Here is an 18,850-nt window from a genome sequence, read left to right as displayed (position 1 = left end):
CTAGAGGCGCTCAGGAAATCTGACCGATAAATGCCTTCGTGCGCTCATGCTTCGGATTGCCGAAAAATTCCTCCGGCTCCGCCATTTCAAGAATTTGTCCTTGATCCATGAAGATAACGCGATCTGCCACCTGCCGCGCGAAACCCATTTCATGGGTAACGCAGAGCATGGTCATGCCTTCCTTGGCGAGATCGATCATGGTGTCCAGAACTTCCTTGACCATTTCAGGATCGAGTGCAGAAGTCGGCTCATCAAAAAGCATGATCTTGGGATTCATGCATAGCGCACGGGCAATCGCCACACGCTGTTGCTGGCCACCCGACAGCTGGGCCGGATATTTATCCGCCTGTTCAGGAATGCGGACACGCTCGAGGTATTTGCGCGCTGTCTTCTCAGCTTCAGTTTTCGAAACACCGCGCACTTTCATCGGAGCCAGAGTACAGTTCTCAAGAACCGTCATATGCGGAAACAAGTTGAACTGCTGGAAAACCATGCCGGTTTCCTGCCGGACGATATCCACATTCTTTCCACCTGCCGTCAGATCGTGGCCGTCTACAATGATGCGGCCTTTCTGAATGGTCTCCAGCTGATTGATACAACGGATGAGGGTCGACTTCCCCGAGCCAGACGGGCCGCAAATAACAATGCGTTCACCGCGAGCGACATTCAGATCAATATCTCTGAGAGCATGATAAGTGCCGTACCACTTGTTTACTCCCTGCATGAGCACTGCAGGATCTGAAGCATCCTGCGGCAACCGGTTCGCTTTTCCCTGAGCCATCTGGTTCATGTCGAGAAACTCACTTTCGTGGACTGGATCGTCATGCCCGTCGGATGGACGGGCATGACGGAATTCGAGAGCTTACTTTGCCTGAGAGACAAAATCCGGTAGTGGCGCACCGAGCCACTTTTCATGAATCTTGTTCAGTTCACCGTCGCTCTTCGCCTTTTCGATGAACTTGTTGACGAATTCGAGCATTTCCGTCGCCCCCTTGCGAACAGCGATACCCTGTACTTGCTGGCTGAGCTGGATTTTCTGATCGTAGCGGCCCGGAGCAGCTTTTTCGATTTCGGCAGCCACTACATTGGAGAGCCCGATCAACTCAACCTGTCCCGAAAGCAGGGCTTGCACTGCGCTCGCATCATCATCGAAACGACGGATGTTGGCGTCCTGCGGCGCTACCTTGGTTACTGCCGTGTCCTGTGTCGAAGCACGAGCGACACCGATCGATTTGCCAGAAAGATCCTCCGGCTTTGTAACAACGGTGTCCTTCGGTCCGAATACGCCAATCGAAATACCAGCATAAGGCTGCGAGAAATCAACGCTCTTTGCCCGTTCCTCGGTGATGCCCAGCGAGGCAACCAGAACGTCCACCTGTCCGCTCTGCAGATAAGGAATACGGTTTGGACCGGTGACTGGCACGATCTGTGCGTCGACGCCCAGCTCCTTCGCCAGCAACTTTGCGACATCGGCGTCATACCCGTCCGGTTCATTGCTGGTGTTCATGATGCCAAATGGCGGAAAGTCGACCAGCATACCGATCTTGATTTTTCCAGCGGACTTGATGTCGTCAACGGTCTGAGCGAATGCAGCAGGTGCCAACGCCGTTGCAAGGGCACCCGCACCAATCAGGGCCATTGCCAAACGTCTGGTAATAGTCATGTTTATCCCTTCCCTATTAAGTACCAGTCTCCTCACCGGCACCGTTTCGTTATTTTCAACGCATTTCCTGACGCCATGTCGGTTTACATTCGGTCGAAAATGCTGATCGTTCCCCCTAAGCCCCCAATTACCGAGCTGTAGCGCGAGAAAACCTCGTTTCCATGCGGCGTGCCAAAATCGATAGCGGCCAGCATAGGACAAAATAGACAGCCGCTACCGTGCCAAACACCATGAACGGGCTGAACGTCGCGTTGTTGATGATCTGTCCCTGTCGCGTCAGTTCTGTAAATCCGATGATCGCGGCAAGCGAAGTGCCTTTGATGAGCTGCACGAGAAAGCCCACTGTCGGCGCAACCGAAATGCGTGCGGCTTGTGGCAGGATCACATAGCGCATGCGATTGTAGTAGCGCAGCCCCAATGCCGTCGCCGCTTCACGTTGGCCGGGGGGCACTGCATCAATACAGCCGCGCCAAATCTCCCCGAGAAAAGCGCTTGCATGCAATGTCAGCGCAATCGTCGCAGCAATCCAGGGGTTGATACCCAGACCGAAAATATTAAGGCCGAAGAACACCAGGAAGAGCTGCATCAGAAGCGGTGTACCCTGAAACAGTCTGATAAAGCCGAGTGCGATGTAACGTGGGGCGCGAGCGTCCGAAACACGCATCAGCGCGACAAGCAGCCCTCCGATGCCACCGCCGACAAAGGCAATAGCCGAAAGAGCAATGGTCCACTGCGCTGCATAGACGATAATGAGAAATTCGTTCCAGCCGAAAGGTCTGATCATGGCCCGCTCCTATCGGCTCAACGGGTATTTAAAAGCCACCTTCTCGATCACTGAAAAAATGGCCGAGAAACCGATGGACATGACGAGATACATGAGCGTGATAACAATATAGACCTCAAAACTCGCGAAGGTCGCCGACTGTAGATCGTTACCCGCCGCTGCAAGTTCGTTTGCGGAAATTACGGAGACCACACTCGAAGTCAGCATCAGATAGATAAATTGGCTGGTGAGTGACGGATAAACCGTCCGCAAAGCTGGTTTCATGATCACATAACGGAACACTTGCAGCTTTGAGAGACCGAGTGCGGTTCCTGCTTCCACCTGACCTTTATGAATGGATTCAATGCCGGCACGAATAATCTCGGTACCGTAAGCGCCGAAGTTCACCACCAGCGCAAGAAGCGCTGCACTGTTGGGCGACAATCGCAAACCAGCAGAAGGCAATCCAAAGAAGATGAAGAAAATCTGCACCAGAAACGGCGTGTTGCGGATAATTTCGATATAGGCATCAATGATTAAGCGTACTGGCTTTGGTCCAGACGTCTTCCCAAGCGCGCAGACTATCGAAACAATCAGGCCGAGCACCATCGCCGCGCAAGACAATTCAATTGTCTGCCACGCGCCGACAAGCAACTTATCCATCGCCGCGAAAACAGGCGCGAAGTTGAAATTATACAATGCTGAACCTCCCGGTACGCAATTGTGCCGATTTCTCCTCCCGGCATCAATAATTTAGATCGATCTAAATGCGTTTTGCCTCATACGTCAATCATTAATTGGGATTAGATAGCAGAGGCTCTCACCGGTCCACAGGACTGTCGAACTCGCAAATATGTTTCACTGATGATCCGCTGCGCCTGTTTTTCCGGGTTTGCCAAACGGGAAAGAAGCAATCCAGCGGCATTCTCACCAACTGTAACAGGTCGGGTTGACACGGAACTCAACCGGGGGCGGGTCGCTTCAGCATCGCTTACATCGTCGAAGCCGATCAACGAAAAATCCCCACCAACCATTCTCCCGCAATCATAAAGCCCTGCCGAAAGGCCTAGCGCAATCACGTCATTGAAGCAGATTGCAGCTGTCGGCTCCCGGCCGTCCTGAAAGAGAAGCGGAGCCGCTTTAGCGATATCCGGCATCGTCTGCGGAAAGCGGACAATCATCTCAGGATCGAGCCCTTGTTGTTGCATTGCCTCGCGAAAACCTTCGACACGTTCGCGGTAAGCGGAATGAATCGGCCCGTGCACAGCGAATGCGATTGTCCTGTGCCCAAGTGTAGCCAGATGATTGACCGCCTGCCGCATACCACCCGCGTAATCAACGCCTGCGTAATCGACACGATCGGTGACATGACGCAACACCTGCACAATAGGCAAGCCCCAGTCGGCAAGCTGCTCGACGAACTCCGGTGCTGTTTCCGCTGTTGGCGAAACGATCACGCCATCAACACCATGCTCACGCATACGCTGCATAAGGGTACTCTGATTGGTGAAGTTCTCGTGACTATTGGCGAGAAGAACGACCAGCCCTGCTTCACCCACAACACTGTCTATTCCTGAAAGCAATTCGCCGTAAAACGGGTTGCCAAGGGTGGGCACGATGACGCCAACCGTATTAGATCTCTCTACCCGGAGGCTAGCAGCCCCCATATTGTAGACATAGCCCAACTCCTGAAGGGCTTTTTCTACTTTTTCGCGCGTTACTGTTCCCACCAACGGGCTTTTGCGGATGACAAGGGAAGCCGTCGCGCGCGATACGTTGGCATGGCGTGCCACATCCAGCAGCGTAACGCGGCTTTTCCTGCGATCGTCACTCGGCATAACTTCACCTGTCAGCAAGTTGGGCAATGTCCGATCCGGTTGAAGACAAAACTCAATAAAACCGCCGGTCAGATTCGAAAGGCATATATCAGTTCAGTCTTGCACATTGGTCAATCCGTTGAACGGTGAACCAGCAGTCATCATGCGGAAATGGCATTACGTGGCGTTCCCAACCCATTAATTATACACATGTTCTCCCCACGATTATCACTTGCCTTTCGTTTTTTTTCATTTGGATCGCTATCGTTTTCGGATTTATTCTGCCATTGGAAGAATCGAAGGTTGATCCTTTGGCAAAAATTGCATTCATATAGGTGCAATGAAAATATTGCAGATGTCGGAACTTTGAGACCATCACCAAGGAACTCAAATGTTCACGCAATCTCACACTCGAGGAGGAAACATGCTTATCCGTCTGATCACGACTTCGGCGCTGACAAGCGCCCTCGCCCTCACCATCAGTTCTCAGGCATTTGCCCAGACGGAGCTGGCATGGTGGCACGGCATGACCGGTGCCAACAACGAAATGGTCAATGAACTCTCGAAGGAGTTCAACGAAATCCAGAGCGAATACAAGATTGTTCCTGTCTACAAGGGAACTTATCCCGAAACGCTGAATGCCGGCATTGCCGCGTTCCGTTCCAAGCAGCCCCCCGCGATCCTTCAGGTCTTCGACGCCGGTAGTGGCGTTATGATGGCAGCCGAAGGCGCAATGGTTCCAGCTGCCGAAGTTCTGGAAAAGGGTGGCTTCAAATTCGACAAGTCGCAGTATCTGCCTGGCATCGTCGCTTACTATTCGAAGCCAGACGGCACCATGTTGTCCTTTCCGTACAACTCCTCGTCACCAATCCTCTATTACAATAAGGATGCCTTCAAGAAGGCTGGTCTCGACGAAAACAATCCGCCGAAAACCTGGCCTGAAGTTTTCGAAGCTGCCAAGAAGATCAAATCCAGCGGTGCGGCACCGTGCGGTTTCACTTCCACATGGCTGACCTGGATTCAGACCGAAAACTTCGCGGCTTGGAACAACGTTCCTTATGGCACGAATGAAAACGGTCTCGGCGGCACCGATGTGAAGCTCGAAATCAACTCACCGCTTTACATTCAGCACTTCCAGTCGATTGCCGATCTCGCGAACGACGGTACGTTCCGCTACGGCGGCCGCACATCGGAAGCCAAGCAGCTTTTCACCTCTGGTGAGTGCGCAATGCTGACCGAATCCTCCGGCGGCCTCGGCGATGTTGTTAAGTCGGGTATCAATTACGGCATCGGCCAGCTGCCTTACTACGAAGGTCACGGTCCGCAGAATACGATCCCTGGCGGTGCATCTCTGTGGGTCTTCGCAGGCCTTAGCGACGAACAATACAAGGGCGTCGCAGAATTCTTCAACTTCCTCTCGCAAACCAAAATTCAGGTCAAGCTGCACGAAAAATCCGGCTATCTGCCTGTAACACTGGCGGCATACGAGGAAACCAAGAAGTCGGATTTCTATGAAAAGAATCCGGGCCGCGAAACGCCTATCCTGCAGATGATGGGCAAGGCACCGACCGAAAATTCGAAGGGCGTGCGTCTCGTCAACTTGCCGCAGGTGCGCGATATTCTGAACGAAGAGTTCGAAGCAATGCTCGGCGGCAAGCAGGATGCGAAAACTGCACTTGAAAACGCTGTCAAACGCGCCAACGACGCGATAGCCGCAGCTCAATAATTGATCACATAAACACAACGCCGCCTGCCCTTGTGGTGGGCGGCCTTGTCACCCACGAGGAAGCTCCCCGTGCAGAAAGTTACCTTTCCAAATAAAATCTTGCCCTACTTCCTGCTGGCCCCGCAGATCGTTCTGACTGTGGTGTTTTTCTTCTGGCCAGCCAGTCAGGCAATTTATCAGTCTTTCATGCGCGAAGACGCATTCGGGCTGAAGTCTACTTTTGTAGGCCTTGCGAACTTCACAACCGTTCTGGCCGACCCGAACTATCTACATTCATTCAGAGTAACGATTGTCTTTAATGTTCTGACCGCGCTGCTTGCCATGGGCGCAGCATTGTTGCTTGCAACGGCGGCAGATCGCGTCATTCGTGGCAAGACATTTTATCGTACGCTCCTGATCTGGCCTTATGCCGTAGCTCCAGCCGTAGCCGGCATGTTGTGGCTCTTCATGTTCAATCCTGCAATGGGTACTTTTGCATATATTCTGCGCCGTAATGGCATTGCATGGGATCCGCTGCTTGACGGCAATCAGGCTATGGGCCTCGTCGTCGTTGCCGCGGCCTGGAAGCAGATTTCCTATAATTTCCTGTTCTTTGTCGCAGGCTTACAAGCAATTCCTAAATCGTTGATCGAAGCAGCAGCCATTGATGGCGCGCGCGGCGCGCGGCGATTCTGGTCTATCGTATTTCCACTTCTTGCACCGACCTCCTTCTTCTTGCTGGTCGTGAATACGGTTTACGCCTTCTTCGACACGTTCGGCATCATCCATGCCGTGACCGGCGGCGGGCCTGCCAAAGCCACCGAAACGCTGGTCTACAAGGTTTACAACGATGGCTTCGTCAATCTGAATCTGGGTTCTTCCTCGGCACAGTCAGTTATTTTGATGGCAATCGTGATTGCCTTGACAGCGTTCCAGTTCCGCTTCGTTGAGAAGCGCGTGCATTATTCGTGAGTGAGGCGACAATGATAGAAAAACGCCCAATCTCCAGCCTGATCGGCCATCTGATCCTGATCCTAGGCATCATTATTGTTGCCTTTCCGATCTACTACACCTTCGTCGCTTCAACGATGACGTCAACGCAGATCATTCGCCCGCCAATCTCGCTGTTGCCCGGCGACCATTTCGTCGAAAACTACGGCGAAGCCATCTTTGGCGGTGTGGAGCGTGTTGTTGGTGTAAGTCTTGAACGACTTCTCTGGAACTCGTTCGTGGTCGCAATGGCAATCGCCGTCGGCAAGATCATCATTTCGTTCATGTCGGCTTTCGCGATTGTGTTTTTCCGCTTTCCAATGCGCATGTTCTTCTTCTGGATGATCTTCATAACGTTGATGCTGCCTGTGGAGGTTCGTATCCTGCCGACCTACAAGGTGATCGTGGATCTCGGCATGATCGATACCTATGCCGGGCTTACGCTGCCATTGATGGCATCCGCGACAGCGACATTCCTGTTCCGTCAGTTCTTCCTTACCATTCCGGGTGAACTGGTTGAAGCAGCACGTATCGATAATGCCGGACCATTCCGTTTCATGCGGGATATCCTGCTCCCCCTTTCGAAGACGAATATTGCAGCGCTTTTCGTCATTCTCTTCATTTACGGATGGACCCAGTATCTCTGGCCACTACTCGTTACCAATGATGCCAAGATGAACACGATCATCATCGGCCTGCGCCGCATGGTCGATTGGGCTGACGCATCCACACCGTGGAACTACGTCATGGTAACAGCCATTCTGGCCATCATTCCACCGATCCTCGTTGTGGTGTTGATGCAGCGTTGGTTCGTCAAAGGTCTCGTTGAAACGGAAAAGTAATGAGCAAAATCGTTCTTGATAACGTCCGCAAGAGCTATGGCGGCAATGTAGAAGTCATCAAAGGCGTATCGCTGGAGATTCACGACGGTGAATTTGTGGTGCTGGTAGGCCCTTCTGGCTGCGGTAAATCCACTCTCCTGCGCATGATAGCGGGTCTCGAAGGTATTACATCCGGCACAATCTCCATTGGCGATCGCGTGGTCAACGAAGTAGAACCCGCAGAACGCGATATTGCCATGGTGTTTCAGAACTATGCGCTCTATCCGCATATGACGGTGCGCGAGAACCTCGCCTATGGTCTCAAGAACCGCAAGACACCAAAGGACGAAATCGAGCGCCGCATCGCCAAGGCTGCGAAAGCGCTGGAAATCGAACCTTTTCTTGAGCGCAAACCACGCCAGCTTTCTGGTGGTCAGCGCCAGCGTGTCGCCATGGGGCGCGCCATTGTGCGCGAACCGGCAGCTTTCCTCTTTGATGAACCGTTGTCCAATCTGGACGCGAAACTGCGCGTGCAGATGCGTGTCGAGATCAAGCGCCTACAGCGCTCGCTTGGCACCACCAGCGTTTACGTGACACACGACCAGATGGAGGCCATGACCATGGCTGATCGTCTTGTCGTGCTGAATGCCGGCCATATCGAACAGGTTGGCACGCCGATCGAGCTTTACGAAAAACCTGCCTCCACCTTCGTCGCGACATTTATCGGTTCCCCATCAATGAACCTGCTGCAAAGCACAGAAAGCACCGGTTGGGCGACAGGCAGCGCGGTACAAAAACCTGACGGGAGTTTCACCATCGGTGTTCGCCCAGAGGATATCCGTATTCTGGAGGATGGCGAGCCGGACGCTGACGGATTTAATGCAACCATTCGTATTGAAGCTGTCGAACTCGTCGGCGCAGAAAGCTACATCCACGCTGCGTTGCCAGATGGCAAGCCGCTTATCTTCCGCGTTGCCGGACGGTCGGCACATAACATTGATGAGACTGTCAGAGTTGGCGCTTCCTCTGGAAACGTGCATGTTTTCAACAATGATGGCCAGCGTGTAAATGATTGACATGAAACGGGTTGCGCCCTTCAACGGAGCGCAACCCGCTATAATAATCGATTTCTGTTTTAGAATTTATCGGTTACAGAGAAGTGGAATATTTTTCCGCCTGTGAGGAAATCCCGATAGATGACGCACCAGCAGATACTCTCCTTCGCGGTAATCATACTCATGATGGGGGCGTTTATCTGGGGCAAGTTCCGTTATGATGTGGTCGCACTTTGTGCACTTCTCCTGGCAATAGTAGTTGGGGTCGTACCCTTCGATCACGCATTTTCGGGTTTCAGCGACGACATCGTTATCATCGTTGGCAGTGCGTTGGTGGTCAGTGCAGGTGTCGCACGTTCCGGCCTTATGCAGGCGGCGGTACAGCGTTTCCTGCCAGAAATGAACAGTGTGCGGCTCCAACTTGCAGTGCTGGTGGCAGTCGTCACTGTTCTCTCAGCTTTTGTTAAAAACGTCGGCGCACTGGCAATCATGATACCGGTTGCTTTTCAATTCGCACGTCGTTCCAATGTTTCTCCATCGACCTTTCTCATGCCTATGGCCTTCGGCGCGTTGCTCGGTGGTTTGATGACCCAGGTGGGCACTTCACCCAACATCGTTGTTTCTCGCATTCGCGGCGAAATGGTCGGTGAACCCTTCACCATGTTCGATTTTACGCCTGTCGGCGCTGTACTGTCAGTGGTAGGACTCATCTATCTGGTACTTTTCTACTGGCTTGTTCCACAGCGCACTCGCGAAAACGTATCGCTGGATGAGGCAATCAAGATCAAGAATTATGCTTCCGAAGCACGTATCACCAAGACTTCGACGATGACCGGCAAGCGCGTGACCGATCTCATCAAGGCAGCTGAAGGTGAAGCGATGGTGACTTCCATCATACGCAACGACCAACGATTGACGCCACTTCCCGATACGATCCTGAACGAAGGCGATGTTGTCCTTCTTGAAGGTGATCCCAAGGCGCTCGATGCTGTCATAAGTGCCGGAAAACTTACCTTGTCCGAGAACCGTAATCCGTCCGAGACAAGCGGTTCCACCGACATCGAGGTTGTGGAAGCTGTTATCGGCAAGAATTCGCGCCTTATCGGCCTAACTGCCCAGAGACTTGCCCTTTTTGCACGCTACGACCTGAACCTCCTGGCGGTCAGCCGGCCAGGCGAACGTATTACTGAGCGGCTCAGTGAAGTCATCCTCCGTTTCGGTGACGTGGTCGTACTGCAAGGCAGACAAGCAAATCTGTCCACCTTCCTGCCGGAGTTCGAATTGCTGCCGCTTGCCCGCCGCAAGCTTATGCTTGGCAGCGTTCGGCGCGGGTTGATCCCGCTCGCCATTCTGATCGCTGCCATCGGGGCAACCGCGTTAAGCCTTGTACCAGTGGCGGTGGCTTTCTTTGCCGCCGCTGTCGCCATGCTGCTGTTCAAGGTGATACCTCTCAACGAGGTCTATGACGAAATCGACGGTCCAATTCTGGTGATGCTTGCGGCACTCATCCCGGTTTCGGATGCGCTGCGAACAACCGGCGGCACGGACCTCATCGCAGAAGGGCTCGCCACAATCGGCCATCAGTTACCGCCAGCAGGTGCGTTGGCGCTCATTCTTGTAGCAGCGATGATGGTGACACCATTTCTTAACAATGCTGCGACGGTGCTCGTCATGGCTCCCATCGCCACAAGTTTTGCTTCCGGACTTGGTTTCAAGCCGGAGGCCTTTTTGATGGCGGTTGCGATCGGCGCAGGGTGTGACTTCCTCACGCCAATCGGCCATCAATGCAATACGCTGGTCATGGGGCCAGGTGGTTATAAATTCAGCGATTATCCACGTCTGGGATTACCGCTATCAATCATTATAGCGATTGTAACAGTCCCAACACTAATGTTCTTCTGGCCCTTGAAATAGTCCTAGAACTGAACTGAGCGTATCCATTCGAGACTGTCGGAAACAATTTTTTCCACGGTCTCGGCGATATCTGCGCGGAAGACCAGCGGTTCTCCAACAGGGCTTTCGAGCGTAGCGATCTGGCTTTCCAGCATAGTGACCGGCATAAAATGGCCTGTGCGATGCCCCATATGTTCGTGCAACACTTCAAAACTGCCATCCAGAAAGACAAACAGCACCGGTGTACCAGCAGCAGAGCGGAGACGATCACGATAGCTCTTCTTCAGTGCGGAACAGGAAACAACGATTCCGTCGGTCGAAGCCGCAAGACGTTCACCGATTTTGTCGAGCCAAGGCCAACGATCCTCATCCTGCAAGGGGATGCCTGCTGACATCTTATCGACATTGGACTTCGGATGAAGAGAGTCGCCCTCAAGAAACGGGAGCGCCAGTTCATCGGCAATCTTCTCGCCTACGGTTGATTTTCCGGAACCCGAAACACCCATAACGATAATACGCAGCATCAATTCCTCATACACTCGCGGTCATGCCGCCATCGACGTGCAAAACCTGTCCATTGACGAAAGAGGAGGCATCGCTGCTCAGGAATACCGCAGCGCCGACCAACTCTTCCACGTCACCCCAACGGCCCGCCGGCGTTCTTTTCTCCAGCCATGTCGTAAATTCGGGGTTATCAACCAATGCCTGATTCAGCGGCGTCTTGAAATAGCCGGGAGCAACCGCATTGATCTGCAAGCCATGTCGGGCCCAATCGGTGGCCATGCCGCGCGTCAGGTTACGGATCGCTCCCTTTGTTGCCGTGTAAGGTGCAATGGAAGGTCGCGCCAGTTCACTTTGAACCGAAGCAATGTTGATTATCTTGCCGTGTCCTCGCGGGATCATATGGCGCGCAGCTGCCTGCCCAGCATAAAATGCGCTGGAAATGTTGGTTTCCAGAAGCTGCTGCCACTTCTCGATCGGAAAATCTTCAAGCGGCGCGCGATATTGCATCCCGGCATTATTGACCAGAATATCGAGCGCACCGATTTCCTCTTCAATCGCATCAATAGCTGCACGAACTTCTTCAGCAACCGTCACATCGAACACCGACGCAAAGACCGTATGGCCCTCGTCTTCCAGTAGCGTAACGGCCTTATTCACTTTGTTCTGATCACGGCCATTGATGATTACCGTTGCTCCATGTTCTGCAAGCCCACGAGCCAATGCAAAGCCGATGCCCTGGCTTGAGCCGGTAATCAGGGCTATGCGCCCTTCCAGACTGAATAGTTCGAAAGAAGGAGCCATCAGAAAGTTTCCAATTTGAGACCGACGCGGCTTGCCGCCTGCACAATGTGTTGACGCATCACTTCGCGCGCTCGCAACGGATCACGTGAATGAATCGCATCCCTGATTGCGGTGTGTTCATTGATTGTAATCTCGACAATCTGCTCTAGTACTGCCCGCGCACGCGCCGCATTGATTGCCTGATTGATGCGTTCGGCAATGAAACCCAAAACCAGCGGAAAATATTCGTTATGCGTTGCGGAAGCGAGCGCACGGTGAAATGCCAGATCAGCGGCAATACCGGTATCCGTCCATTTTTTCGAACCGCTCATCTCTGCGAGTGCTTCATTCAGTTGCATCATGTCATGTTCATCATGATGCACCGCAGCAAGCCCCGCCGCTTCTATCTCCAACGCCATTCGCAACTGGAACAGGCTGCGGAAACTGTCACGATTGGCAAGTGTTTCAGGTTCTATGCGGAGAGCATGTCGCCTGTCGGGTTCCGTTACGAACGCACCTACACCCTGTCGGGTTTCAACCAGGCCCTCGTTACGCAACTGGGCAATCGCTTCACGCACAACCGACCGGCTGACACCGAAGCTTTGTGCAAGATTATGTTCTGTCGGCAACTTTTGTCCCGGCAGAAGACTACCTTCACTGATCTGCCGCGTAATTTCCGAAGCAATACGTCCCGGAAGCTGCTCATTACGCCTGATTTCGCCAAACAAATTGATGAAGTCTCCCTGATTGCCCGTGCAAGTGGTGTGTCGTCAGCCTTTTGAAGAGTCAAGAGAAAGCTGGCAGCCCGGATTCATGATATTGTCCGGATCGATGACTTGCTTGATACCTTCAAGCAGTTTTCGCCGTGCAGGGTCAATGCGCTTCTCGAAATCTTCCCTTTTGAGGCGACCAATGCCGTGCTCTGCACTGATGCTGCCTGCATAACGATCCAGAACAGCATTGATCGTTTCTTTTGCAAGCGTGATCTTCATGTCTTTCGTCGCTACATCGAGATTGCTTTCTGGAATGACATTGAGATGCACATTGCCGTCGCCAACATGCCCATAAGAAACGGCGAGACAATCTGGAAGGACCTTGGCCAGTTCCCTTTCTGCTTCTCCGACGAATGATGCCAGCTTTGAAAGCGGGACCGAGATATCGGTACGCAGGTGCTTGCCGCGCAGCGCCTGTCCTTCGTTCATCGCTTCACGAAATGTCCAGAGATTTTGACCTTGCGCACGAGAGGACGCGATTGTCCCGTCAAGAACGAGGCCATCTTCCATCGCGCCCGCGAGAAACTGTTCCATCAAGGATAGTATGTCGACCAGCCCTGAACCCGAGACCTCCATCAAAACATAGGCCGGGTATTGTCCAAGTGGCATGGCAAGCTCCGGCATCGCCTCTTGCGCCAAGGTAAAAGCCACTGGCGGCATAAATTCAAAAGCGGACATCAAATCACAGCACTGCACACGCGCGCGCCGATAAAGGGCAATCACGTCATCCAGCGAATTGAGCCCCAGCAGGGCAGTTTCCACCTTGTCCGGCAAGGGCATAAGTTTTATTGCCACACCGGTCACTACTCCCAAAATGCCTTCTGCCCCGATAAATAGCTGTTTCAGATCAATCCCACGATTGTCTTTCCTCAGCGTCGAAAGGCCATTGAATATTGTGCCGTCTGGCAGCACGACCTCCAGCCCCAGGACCAGCTCACGGGTCATGCCATAACGCAACACGTTGATGCCTCCGGCATTGGTGCTGACATTTCCCCCGATGCGACAGCTTCCCTGTGCACCAAGTGCTAATGGAAAAAACATCCCTTCGGCTGCCAGTTTGTCTTTCAGTTCGGAGAGAATGCAACCGGCATCCACAACCGCCGAAAAATCATCCGGATCAATCTTCCGAATGTGATTCATCCGCTCAAGACTTAGAATGACGAGATTGTCGCGCCCATCCGGTACGCCGCCTTGCACCAAACCGGTATTTCCGCCTTGCGGAATGATAGACAATCCCAGTGAATAGCAGGTTTTAACCGCGGCAGAAACGTCCGCTGTCGAGCGTGGTCGGATCACGGCAACTGCCGTATTCTCCACATCTCCCGGCCAGTCGCGACAATAGCCAAGCATGTCGTTTTTCCCGGTCATAACCAGATCGACGCCCAAAAGAGCAACGAGATCAGCCTGCTTGTTTCCAGTCATGTCCCCCGAACCATACATGATATCCTCTTGGCTTTACCGATATGCAATGCGCTGTCGCGGATGTACGACAGTTTTTAAGATGCGGCAGGCTTTTCCGTTTCATTCCTGTGGCAAGACGGAGAAAACTGTTTTCAACGCCTACATATAAGGTTATCAGACAACCCTACAACACAAATCTGGTGGGAGACTGGAGAAGTGTCGTAATGGTAGCCAACGCCACGTTTTCGAGTAGGGTCGGCTGCGAGGCAAGGAGGAGCCTTCTAGATGCATATTGCAATCATCGGCGCTGCCGGCATGGTCGGGCGCAAACTAACGCAGCGCCTTTCAAACGACGGCCATCTCGGGGAAACTCCAGTTGAAAAACTGACACTTATCGATATCGTTGCAGCGGAACCTCCTAAAGGCTTTGCAGGATCGGTCGATACTCTGGCAGCAGATATATCCACCATGGAAACCGCTCAGAAGATCGTGTCAGGACGCCCTGACGTCATCTTCCACCTCGCGGCAATCGTGTCCGGTGAAGCAGAACTAGATTTCGATAAGGGGTATCGAATCAATCTGGATGGCACCCGCCATCTGTTCGATGCGATCAGGCGTGCACACATTGCTGACGGCTATAAGCCTCGCGTGGTTTTCACATCGTCCATTGCCGTTTTTGGTGCTCCGCTCCCCTACCCGATCCCTGATGAATTTCACACGACCCCGTTGACGAGCTACGGCACGCAGAAGGCTATCAGCGAACTTCTGTTGTCAGACTACACCCGGCGCGGTTTCTTCGACGGCATCGGCATTCGCCTGCCAACGATCTGCATACGCCCCGGCAAACCGAACAAGGCTGCATCCGGCTTTTTCTCCAATATCCTGCGTGAGCCACTCTCCGGGCAAGAAGCAATCTTGCCTGTTCCTGAAGATGTCCGGCATTGGCATGCTTCGCCGCGCTCAGCCGTCGGCTTTCTAATCCATGGAGCCACCATCGATACGGAAGCAGTTGGAGCACGTCGCAATCTTTCCATGCCGGGTCTCAGTGCGACTGTAGGCGAGCAGATTGAAGCATTACGTCGCGTTGCGGGGGAAAAGGCGGTAGGTCTGATCCGCCATGAGCCAGACGAAATGATCATGCGTATGGTTGCAGGCTGGGCTCCCGGTTTTGAAGCAAAACGCGCCCAGGCTCTTGGCTTCACCGCAGAAACATCCTTTGATGAGATCATTCGCGTTCACATCGAAGATGAAATGGGAGGCCAACGTTGACACGCAAGATCGCTTTTCTTGGAACCGGCCTGATGGGCGCACCAATGGCCAGTCGGCTTCTGGATGCAGGCTTTGATGTAACCGTCTGGAACCGGAACAGCGCCAAGGCTGCCCCTCTTGCTGAAAAAGGCGCCAAACTTGCTCAGTCTGCCGCTGAGGCAGCAGAGACCGCGGAATTAGTCATCACGATGTTGACCGATGGCCCGGCAGTACGCGACGTCCTTTTCGATCAAGGAGCCGCAGCAGCCTTGAAAAAAGGCAGTGCAGTCATTGACATGAGTTCAATTTCACCAGGCTTCGCACGCGAACATACCAAGCATCTAAAGGCAATTGACATCAATCACATCGATGCCCCGGTTTCCGGTGGCGTAGTGGGTGCCCAGGAAGGCACGCTTGCCATCATGGCCGGAGGAGATGAAGCGATCATCGCAGGCCTTGCCGATGTGTTCAAACCAATGGGACGCCTCACCCGCGTCGGCCCGTCAGGTGCCGGTCAACTCGCAAAACTTGCAAATCAGCAGATTGTCGCCGTAACTATCGGAGCAATCGCTGAAGCAATGGTTCTGGTTGAAAAAGGTGGTGGGTCGCGGGCAGCATTCCGCGACGCTATCCGCGGTGGTTTCTGTGAAAGCCGCATTCTCGAACTGCACGGCAAACGGATGATTGACCGAAGTTTTGAACCAGGCGGCACATCGCGCATCCAGCTCAAAGATCTCAATTCGATCCTCAAGACTGCGAGCGACCTATCGTTGAGCTTGCCATTGACCGAGACCGTACGCGAAGCCTTCGCAGCTTTCGTGGACGAAGGCGGTGGTGAGAAGGATCACAGCGCCCTGCTCCTTCATCTTGAAAAGCTCAATGAAGGTCAGAAAAGCTAGTTTGCAGGCAATCGAGCTGCATTGGGAGGTGCAATGAAGATCACCGCAATCGAAACCATCCGTATCGCCGAACGGCCAAACCTGTTGTGGGTGGAAGTTCATACGGACGAAGGAATTACCGGACTCGGTGAGACCTTTTTCATGTCCGAGACCGTCGAGGCCTATCTCCACGAATATGTTGCGCCGCGCGTTGTCGGTCGCGATCCTTTGCAGATTGATCTGCTGGCATCTGACCTTGTGGGTTATCTCGGTTTCCGTTCAACCGGCGCGGAAGTGCGCGGCAACTCCGCTTTCGATATTGCCCTGTGGGATCTATACGGCAAAGCTACCAACCTCCCGATTGCTCAACTTCTCGGCGGCTTCAGCCGTCAGTCCATCCGAACCTATAATACCTGCGCCGGAACTGAATACATCAAGAAGGCTACCGGCCAGCAATCCGCCAATTATGGTCTGGCGGGTGCTGGCGCTAATTGTGACGATCTTAATGGCTTCCTGCACCGCGCAGACGAGCTTGCGCTCTCGTTGCTGGACGAGGGCATAACGGCGATGAAAATCTGGCCATTCGACATGGCGGCAGAAAAGACACGCGGGCAGTATATCTCTCAACCTGATCTAAAGGCGGCATTACAGCCTTTCGAGAAAATCCGTGCAGCCGTCGGTGACCGCATGGATATCATGGTTGAATTTCATTCAATGTGGCAGCTCTTACCCGCCATGCAGATCGCCCGCGAACTCGCGCCTTTCAAGACCTTCTGGCACGAAGACCCGATCAAGATGGATAGTCTTGGCAGTCTCAAGCGCTATGCGGAAGCAAGCATAGCGCCGATCTGTGCCTCTGAAACACTGGGGAGTCGCTGGGCGTTCCGTGATCTTCTCGAAACGGGTGTAGCTGGCGTCGTCATGCTCGATTTGAGCTGGTGTGGCGGCATTTCAGAAGCCCGCAAAATTGCCGCCATGGCGGAAGCTTGGCATCTGCCGGTCGCGCCACATGATTGTACAGGACCAGTCGTTCTGTGTGCTTCAACACACCTGTCACTGAATGCACCGAATGCCCTCATTCAGGAAAGCGTCCGCGCATTCTACAAGACCTGGTATCGCGATCTGGTCACGGCCCTGCCCGAAGTGAAGAACGGGATGATCACGGTTCCACCCGGTGCGGGACTTGGCATGGAACTTCACCCAGAAATGGACAAGGCCTATACCGTCAGCCGAAGGAAAACAGATCGATCTAATTTTTGATGTTGGCTCGGCCTAAAGTCTGGACACAGCCCCAGACTGCTAATAACAATAACGCTCTTGTTGTCAGACATCCTGACAACATATGACCTATGGGAAAGGTCATGAAATGGGAGGATATCTGTGCAAGACAAGCGTGAAGTGAAAGCAACGGCGATTTTGCCCGAGGACAGCCATTCTGCGATCTTGATCGGTCGCGTATGGTCGAAAGCCGAAAACGGCCCTTGTCCAGTACTGGTAAAAGACGGTTATGTGCACGATATATCCAGCTTGTCCGCTACAGTTTCGGGTCTTCTGGAGCACAACTCACTGTTACGCGAGTTAGATGGCACAGAAAACTTCACCAATCTTGGCTCTCTGGACGATTTTCTTTCCGGTGATTGTGGAGAGTTGCTTGCTCCCATCGATCTGCAATCGATTAAAGCAGCCGGTGTCACCTTTGCTGACAGCATGCTTGAACGCGTGATCGAAGAACAGGCAAAAGGCGACCCCTCCCGCGCCCGTGAAATTCGCGAACGTCTGGCCCCTGTCATTGGCGACAATTTGAGAGGCGTCGCAGCTGGTTCCGAAAAGGCGGCGGAGGTTAAAGCGCTCCTTCAAGAAATGGGGCTCTGGTCACAATATCTGGAAGTGGGTATTGGCCCTGATGCAGAGATTTTCACCAAGTCCCAGCCGATGTCCGCCGTTGGATGCGGCACAACTGTCGGTATTCTACCGATTTCACAATGGAATAATCCTGAACCGGAAGTGGTTCTGGTCGTCGCTTCTGATGGACGCATTGTTGGAGCAACTCTGGGCAACGACGTCAATCTCAGGGACGTCGAAGGGCGTTCGGCTCTTTTGCTCGGCAAAGCCAAGGATAACAATGCGTCTTGCGCTATCGGCCCATTCATTCGCCTGTTCGATGGCGAATTCACCATGGACGTGTTGCGCAAGCTCAAGCTGTCGCTGACTGTTCACGGAGCTGACGGTTTCGAGATGACCGGCGAAAGCCCTATGGAAGCGATTAGTCGCGATCCTGAAAATCTTGCATCGCAGATGATGAACCGCAATCATCAATACCCAGACGGCGCCGTGTTGTTCCTCGGCACGATGTTCGCACCTGTCAAGGACCGTCGCGGTGTCGGACAAGGTTTCACACATGAAGTCGGCGATCGTGTGGAGATATCAACCCCCAAGCTCGGTCGCCTCGTCAATTGGGTCGACCGGACCGACAAATGTCCCGAATGGACATTCGGCATAAGGGCGCTGATCCGAAACCTGCAAGCGCGCAATCTGCTCGATAAAATTTGAGGACGGATA

The 18,850-nt window shown here is 53.3% G+C and carries 18 protein-coding genes; 9 read left to right on the top strand and 9 right to left on the bottom strand.

From position 1 onward, the window contains the following. Positions 1-10 precede the first annotated feature (10 nt). From FG152_RS02385 to FG152_RS02365, 5 genes are all read right to left on the bottom strand, one after another. Positions 11-790, bottom strand: a complete 780-nt coding sequence (locus FG152_RS02385) for an amino acid ABC transporter ATP-binding protein (protein WP_029375977.1) — start codon at positions 788-790, stop codon at positions 11-13. A gap of 72 nt (positions 791-862) precedes the next feature. Next, entirely contained in the window at positions 863-1,663 is an 801-nt protein-coding gene (locus FG152_RS02380; RefSeq protein WP_010658933.1) for a transporter substrate-binding domain-containing protein, read from the bottom strand. A gap of 127 nt (positions 1,664-1,790) precedes the next feature. After that, positions 1,791-2,447 carry an amino acid ABC transporter permease gene (locus FG152_RS02375; RefSeq protein ID WP_010658934.1) on the bottom strand — a complete coding sequence of 219 codons (657 nt, stop codon included), beginning with the start codon at positions 2,445-2,447 and terminating at the stop codon, positions 1,791-1,793. Between the two features lie 9 nt (positions 2,448-2,456). Beyond that, positions 2,457-3,125, bottom strand: coding sequence for an amino acid ABC transporter permease (locus FG152_RS02370; RefSeq protein WP_010658935.1), 669 nt, complete (start codon positions 3,123-3,125; stop codon positions 2,457-2,459). A 104-nt stretch (positions 3,126-3,229) separates the two neighbouring features. Continuing rightward, a complete protein-coding gene (locus tag FG152_RS02365; RefSeq protein WP_029375978.1) occupies positions 3,230-4,264 on the bottom strand; it encodes a LacI family DNA-binding transcriptional regulator in 1,035 nt (344 codons plus the stop codon). Positions 4,265-4,667: 403 nt separating this feature from the next. Between FG152_RS02365 and ugpB the strand changes: the two genes are divergently transcribed. From ugpB to FG152_RS02340, 5 genes are all read left to right on the top strand, one after another. Beyond that, the gene (gene ugpB / locus FG152_RS02360) at positions 4,668-5,969 is read left to right on the top strand and encodes a sn-glycerol-3-phosphate ABC transporter substrate-binding protein UgpB (RefSeq protein WP_010658937.1); all 1,302 of its coding nucleotides are present in this window, start codon (positions 4,668-4,670) and stop codon (positions 5,967-5,969) included. A 69-nt stretch (positions 5,970-6,038) separates the two neighbouring features. Continuing rightward, entirely contained in the window at positions 6,039-6,920 is an 882-nt protein-coding gene (gene ugpA, locus FG152_RS02355) for a sn-glycerol-3-phosphate ABC transporter permease UgpA (RefSeq protein ID WP_010658938.1), read from the top strand. Between the two features lie 11 nt (positions 6,921-6,931). Further along, positions 6,932-7,780, top strand: coding sequence for a sn-glycerol-3-phosphate ABC transporter permease UgpE (gene ugpE, locus FG152_RS02350; protein ID WP_010658939.1), 849 nt, complete (start codon positions 6,932-6,934; stop codon positions 7,778-7,780). Next, positions 7,780-8,835 carry a sn-glycerol-3-phosphate import ATP-binding protein UgpC gene (locus FG152_RS02345; protein WP_010658940.1) on the top strand — a complete coding sequence of 352 codons (1,056 nt, stop codon included), beginning with the start codon at positions 7,780-7,782 and terminating at the stop codon, positions 8,833-8,835. Before ugpE ends, FG152_RS02345 begins: the two co-directional genes overlap by 1 nt. Positions 8,836-8,955: 120 nt before the next feature. Continuing rightward, a complete protein-coding gene (locus FG152_RS02340) occupies positions 8,956-10,728 on the top strand; it encodes an SLC13 family permease (RefSeq protein ID WP_010658941.1) in 1,773 nt (590 codons plus the stop codon). 2 nt (positions 10,729-10,730) lie between these two features. On the opposite strand, the gene FG152_RS02335 is transcribed toward FG152_RS02340, so the two are convergent. From FG152_RS02335 to FG152_RS02320, 4 genes are read right to left on the bottom strand one after another with little or no spacing between them, the layout of a single operon-like run. Then, positions 10,731-11,231: a gluconokinase gene (locus FG152_RS02335; RefSeq protein WP_010658942.1), complete on the bottom strand. Its 501-nt coding sequence runs from the start codon at positions 11,229-11,231 to the stop codon at positions 10,731-10,733. A gap of 7 nt (positions 11,232-11,238) precedes the next feature. Next, positions 11,239-12,012 carry an SDR family oxidoreductase gene (locus FG152_RS02330; RefSeq protein WP_010658943.1) on the bottom strand — a complete coding sequence of 258 codons (774 nt, stop codon included), beginning with the start codon at positions 12,010-12,012 and terminating at the stop codon, positions 11,239-11,241. Then, positions 12,012-12,719, bottom strand: coding sequence for a FadR/GntR family transcriptional regulator (locus FG152_RS02325; protein ID WP_010658944.1), 708 nt, complete (start codon positions 12,717-12,719; stop codon positions 12,012-12,014). Before FG152_RS02325 ends, FG152_RS02330 begins: the two co-directional genes overlap by 1 nt. Before the next feature lie 42 nt (positions 12,720-12,761). After that, a complete protein-coding gene (locus FG152_RS02320; RefSeq protein WP_010658945.1) occupies positions 12,762-14,204 on the bottom strand; it encodes an FAD-binding oxidoreductase in 1,443 nt (480 codons plus the stop codon). 246 nt (positions 14,205-14,450) lie between these two features. Here FG152_RS02320 and denD point away from each other — a divergent pair, with 246 nt between their 5' ends. The 4 genes from denD to FG152_RS02300 all read left to right on the top strand — a co-directional run bounded on the left by denD (position 14,451) and on the right by FG152_RS02300 (position 18,841). Further along, positions 14,451-15,434, top strand: coding sequence for a D-erythronate dehydrogenase (gene denD / locus FG152_RS02315; protein WP_010658946.1), 984 nt, complete (start codon positions 14,451-14,453; stop codon positions 15,432-15,434). Continuing rightward, on the top strand, positions 15,431-16,312 hold the full coding sequence (locus FG152_RS02310) for an NAD(P)-dependent oxidoreductase (protein WP_010658947.1): 882 nt from the start codon (positions 15,431-15,433) through the stop codon (positions 16,310-16,312). The genes denD and FG152_RS02310 overlap by 4 nt, the downstream gene beginning before the upstream one ends. A gap of 33 nt (positions 16,313-16,345) precedes the next feature. Further along, a complete protein-coding gene (locus FG152_RS02305) occupies positions 16,346-17,551 on the top strand; it encodes a mandelate racemase/muconate lactonizing enzyme family protein (RefSeq protein ID WP_010658948.1) in 1,206 nt (401 codons plus the stop codon). Between the two features lie 120 nt (positions 17,552-17,671). Then, positions 17,672-18,841, top strand: coding sequence for a fumarylacetoacetate hydrolase family protein (locus tag FG152_RS02300; RefSeq protein WP_010658949.1), 1,170 nt, complete (start codon positions 17,672-17,674; stop codon positions 18,839-18,841). The last annotated feature ends 9 nt before the right edge of the window (positions 18,842-18,850 follow it).

The sequence above is a fragment of the Ochrobactrum sp. XJ1 genome (assembly GCF_024701725.1).
GTDB lineage: Bacteria > Pseudomonadota > Alphaproteobacteria > Rhizobiales > Rhizobiaceae > Brucella > Brucella anthropi.
The sequence above is the reverse complement of the archived record's forward strand: the minus strand, read 5'-3'. Positions and strand labels throughout refer to the sequence as shown.

What these genes read in the sequence shown, in the direction of transcription:
- FG152_RS02385 (WP_029375977.1), bottom strand. Translation starts at nt 790, where the DNA reads ATGAACCAGATGGCTCAGGGAAAAGCGAACCGGTTGCCGCAGGATGCT.
- FG152_RS02305 (WP_010658948.1), top strand. Translation starts at nt 16,346, where the DNA reads ATGAAGATCACCGCAATCGAAACCATCCGTATCGCCGAACGGCCAAAC.
- FG152_RS02365 (WP_029375978.1), bottom strand. Translation starts at nt 4,264, where the DNA reads ATGCCGAGTGACGATCGCAGGAAAAGCCGCGTTACGCTGCTGGATGTG.
- denD (WP_010658946.1), top strand. Translation starts at nt 14,451, where the DNA reads ATGCATATTGCAATCATCGGCGCTGCCGGCATGGTCGGGCGCAAACTA.
- FG152_RS02340 (WP_010658941.1), top strand. Translation starts at nt 8,956, where the DNA reads ATGACGCACCAGCAGATACTCTCCTTCGCGGTAATCATACTCATGATG.
- FG152_RS02345 (WP_010658940.1), top strand. Translation starts at nt 7,780, where the DNA reads ATGAGCAAAATCGTTCTTGATAACGTCCGCAAGAGCTATGGCGGCAAT.
- FG152_RS02335 (WP_010658942.1), bottom strand. Translation starts at nt 11,231, where the DNA reads ATGCTGCGTATTATCGTTATGGGTGTTTCGGGTTCCGGAAAATCAACC.
- FG152_RS02375 (WP_010658934.1), bottom strand. Translation starts at nt 2,447, where the DNA reads ATGATCAGACCTTTCGGCTGGAACGAATTTCTCATTATCGTCTATGCA.
- FG152_RS02330 (WP_010658943.1), bottom strand. Translation starts at nt 12,012, where the DNA reads ATGGCTCCTTCTTTCGAACTATTCAGTCTGGAAGGGCGCATAGCCCTG.
- ugpB (WP_010658937.1), top strand. Translation starts at nt 4,668, where the DNA reads ATGCTTATCCGTCTGATCACGACTTCGGCGCTGACAAGCGCCCTCGCC.
- ugpE (WP_010658939.1), top strand. Translation starts at nt 6,932, where the DNA reads ATGATAGAAAAACGCCCAATCTCCAGCCTGATCGGCCATCTGATCCTG.
- FG152_RS02320 (WP_010658945.1), bottom strand. Translation starts at nt 14,204, where the DNA reads ATGTATGGTTCGGGGGACATGACTGGAAACAAGCAGGCTGATCTCGTT.
- FG152_RS02380 (WP_010658933.1), bottom strand. Translation starts at nt 1,663, where the DNA reads ATGACTATTACCAGACGTTTGGCAATGGCCCTGATTGGTGCGGGTGCC.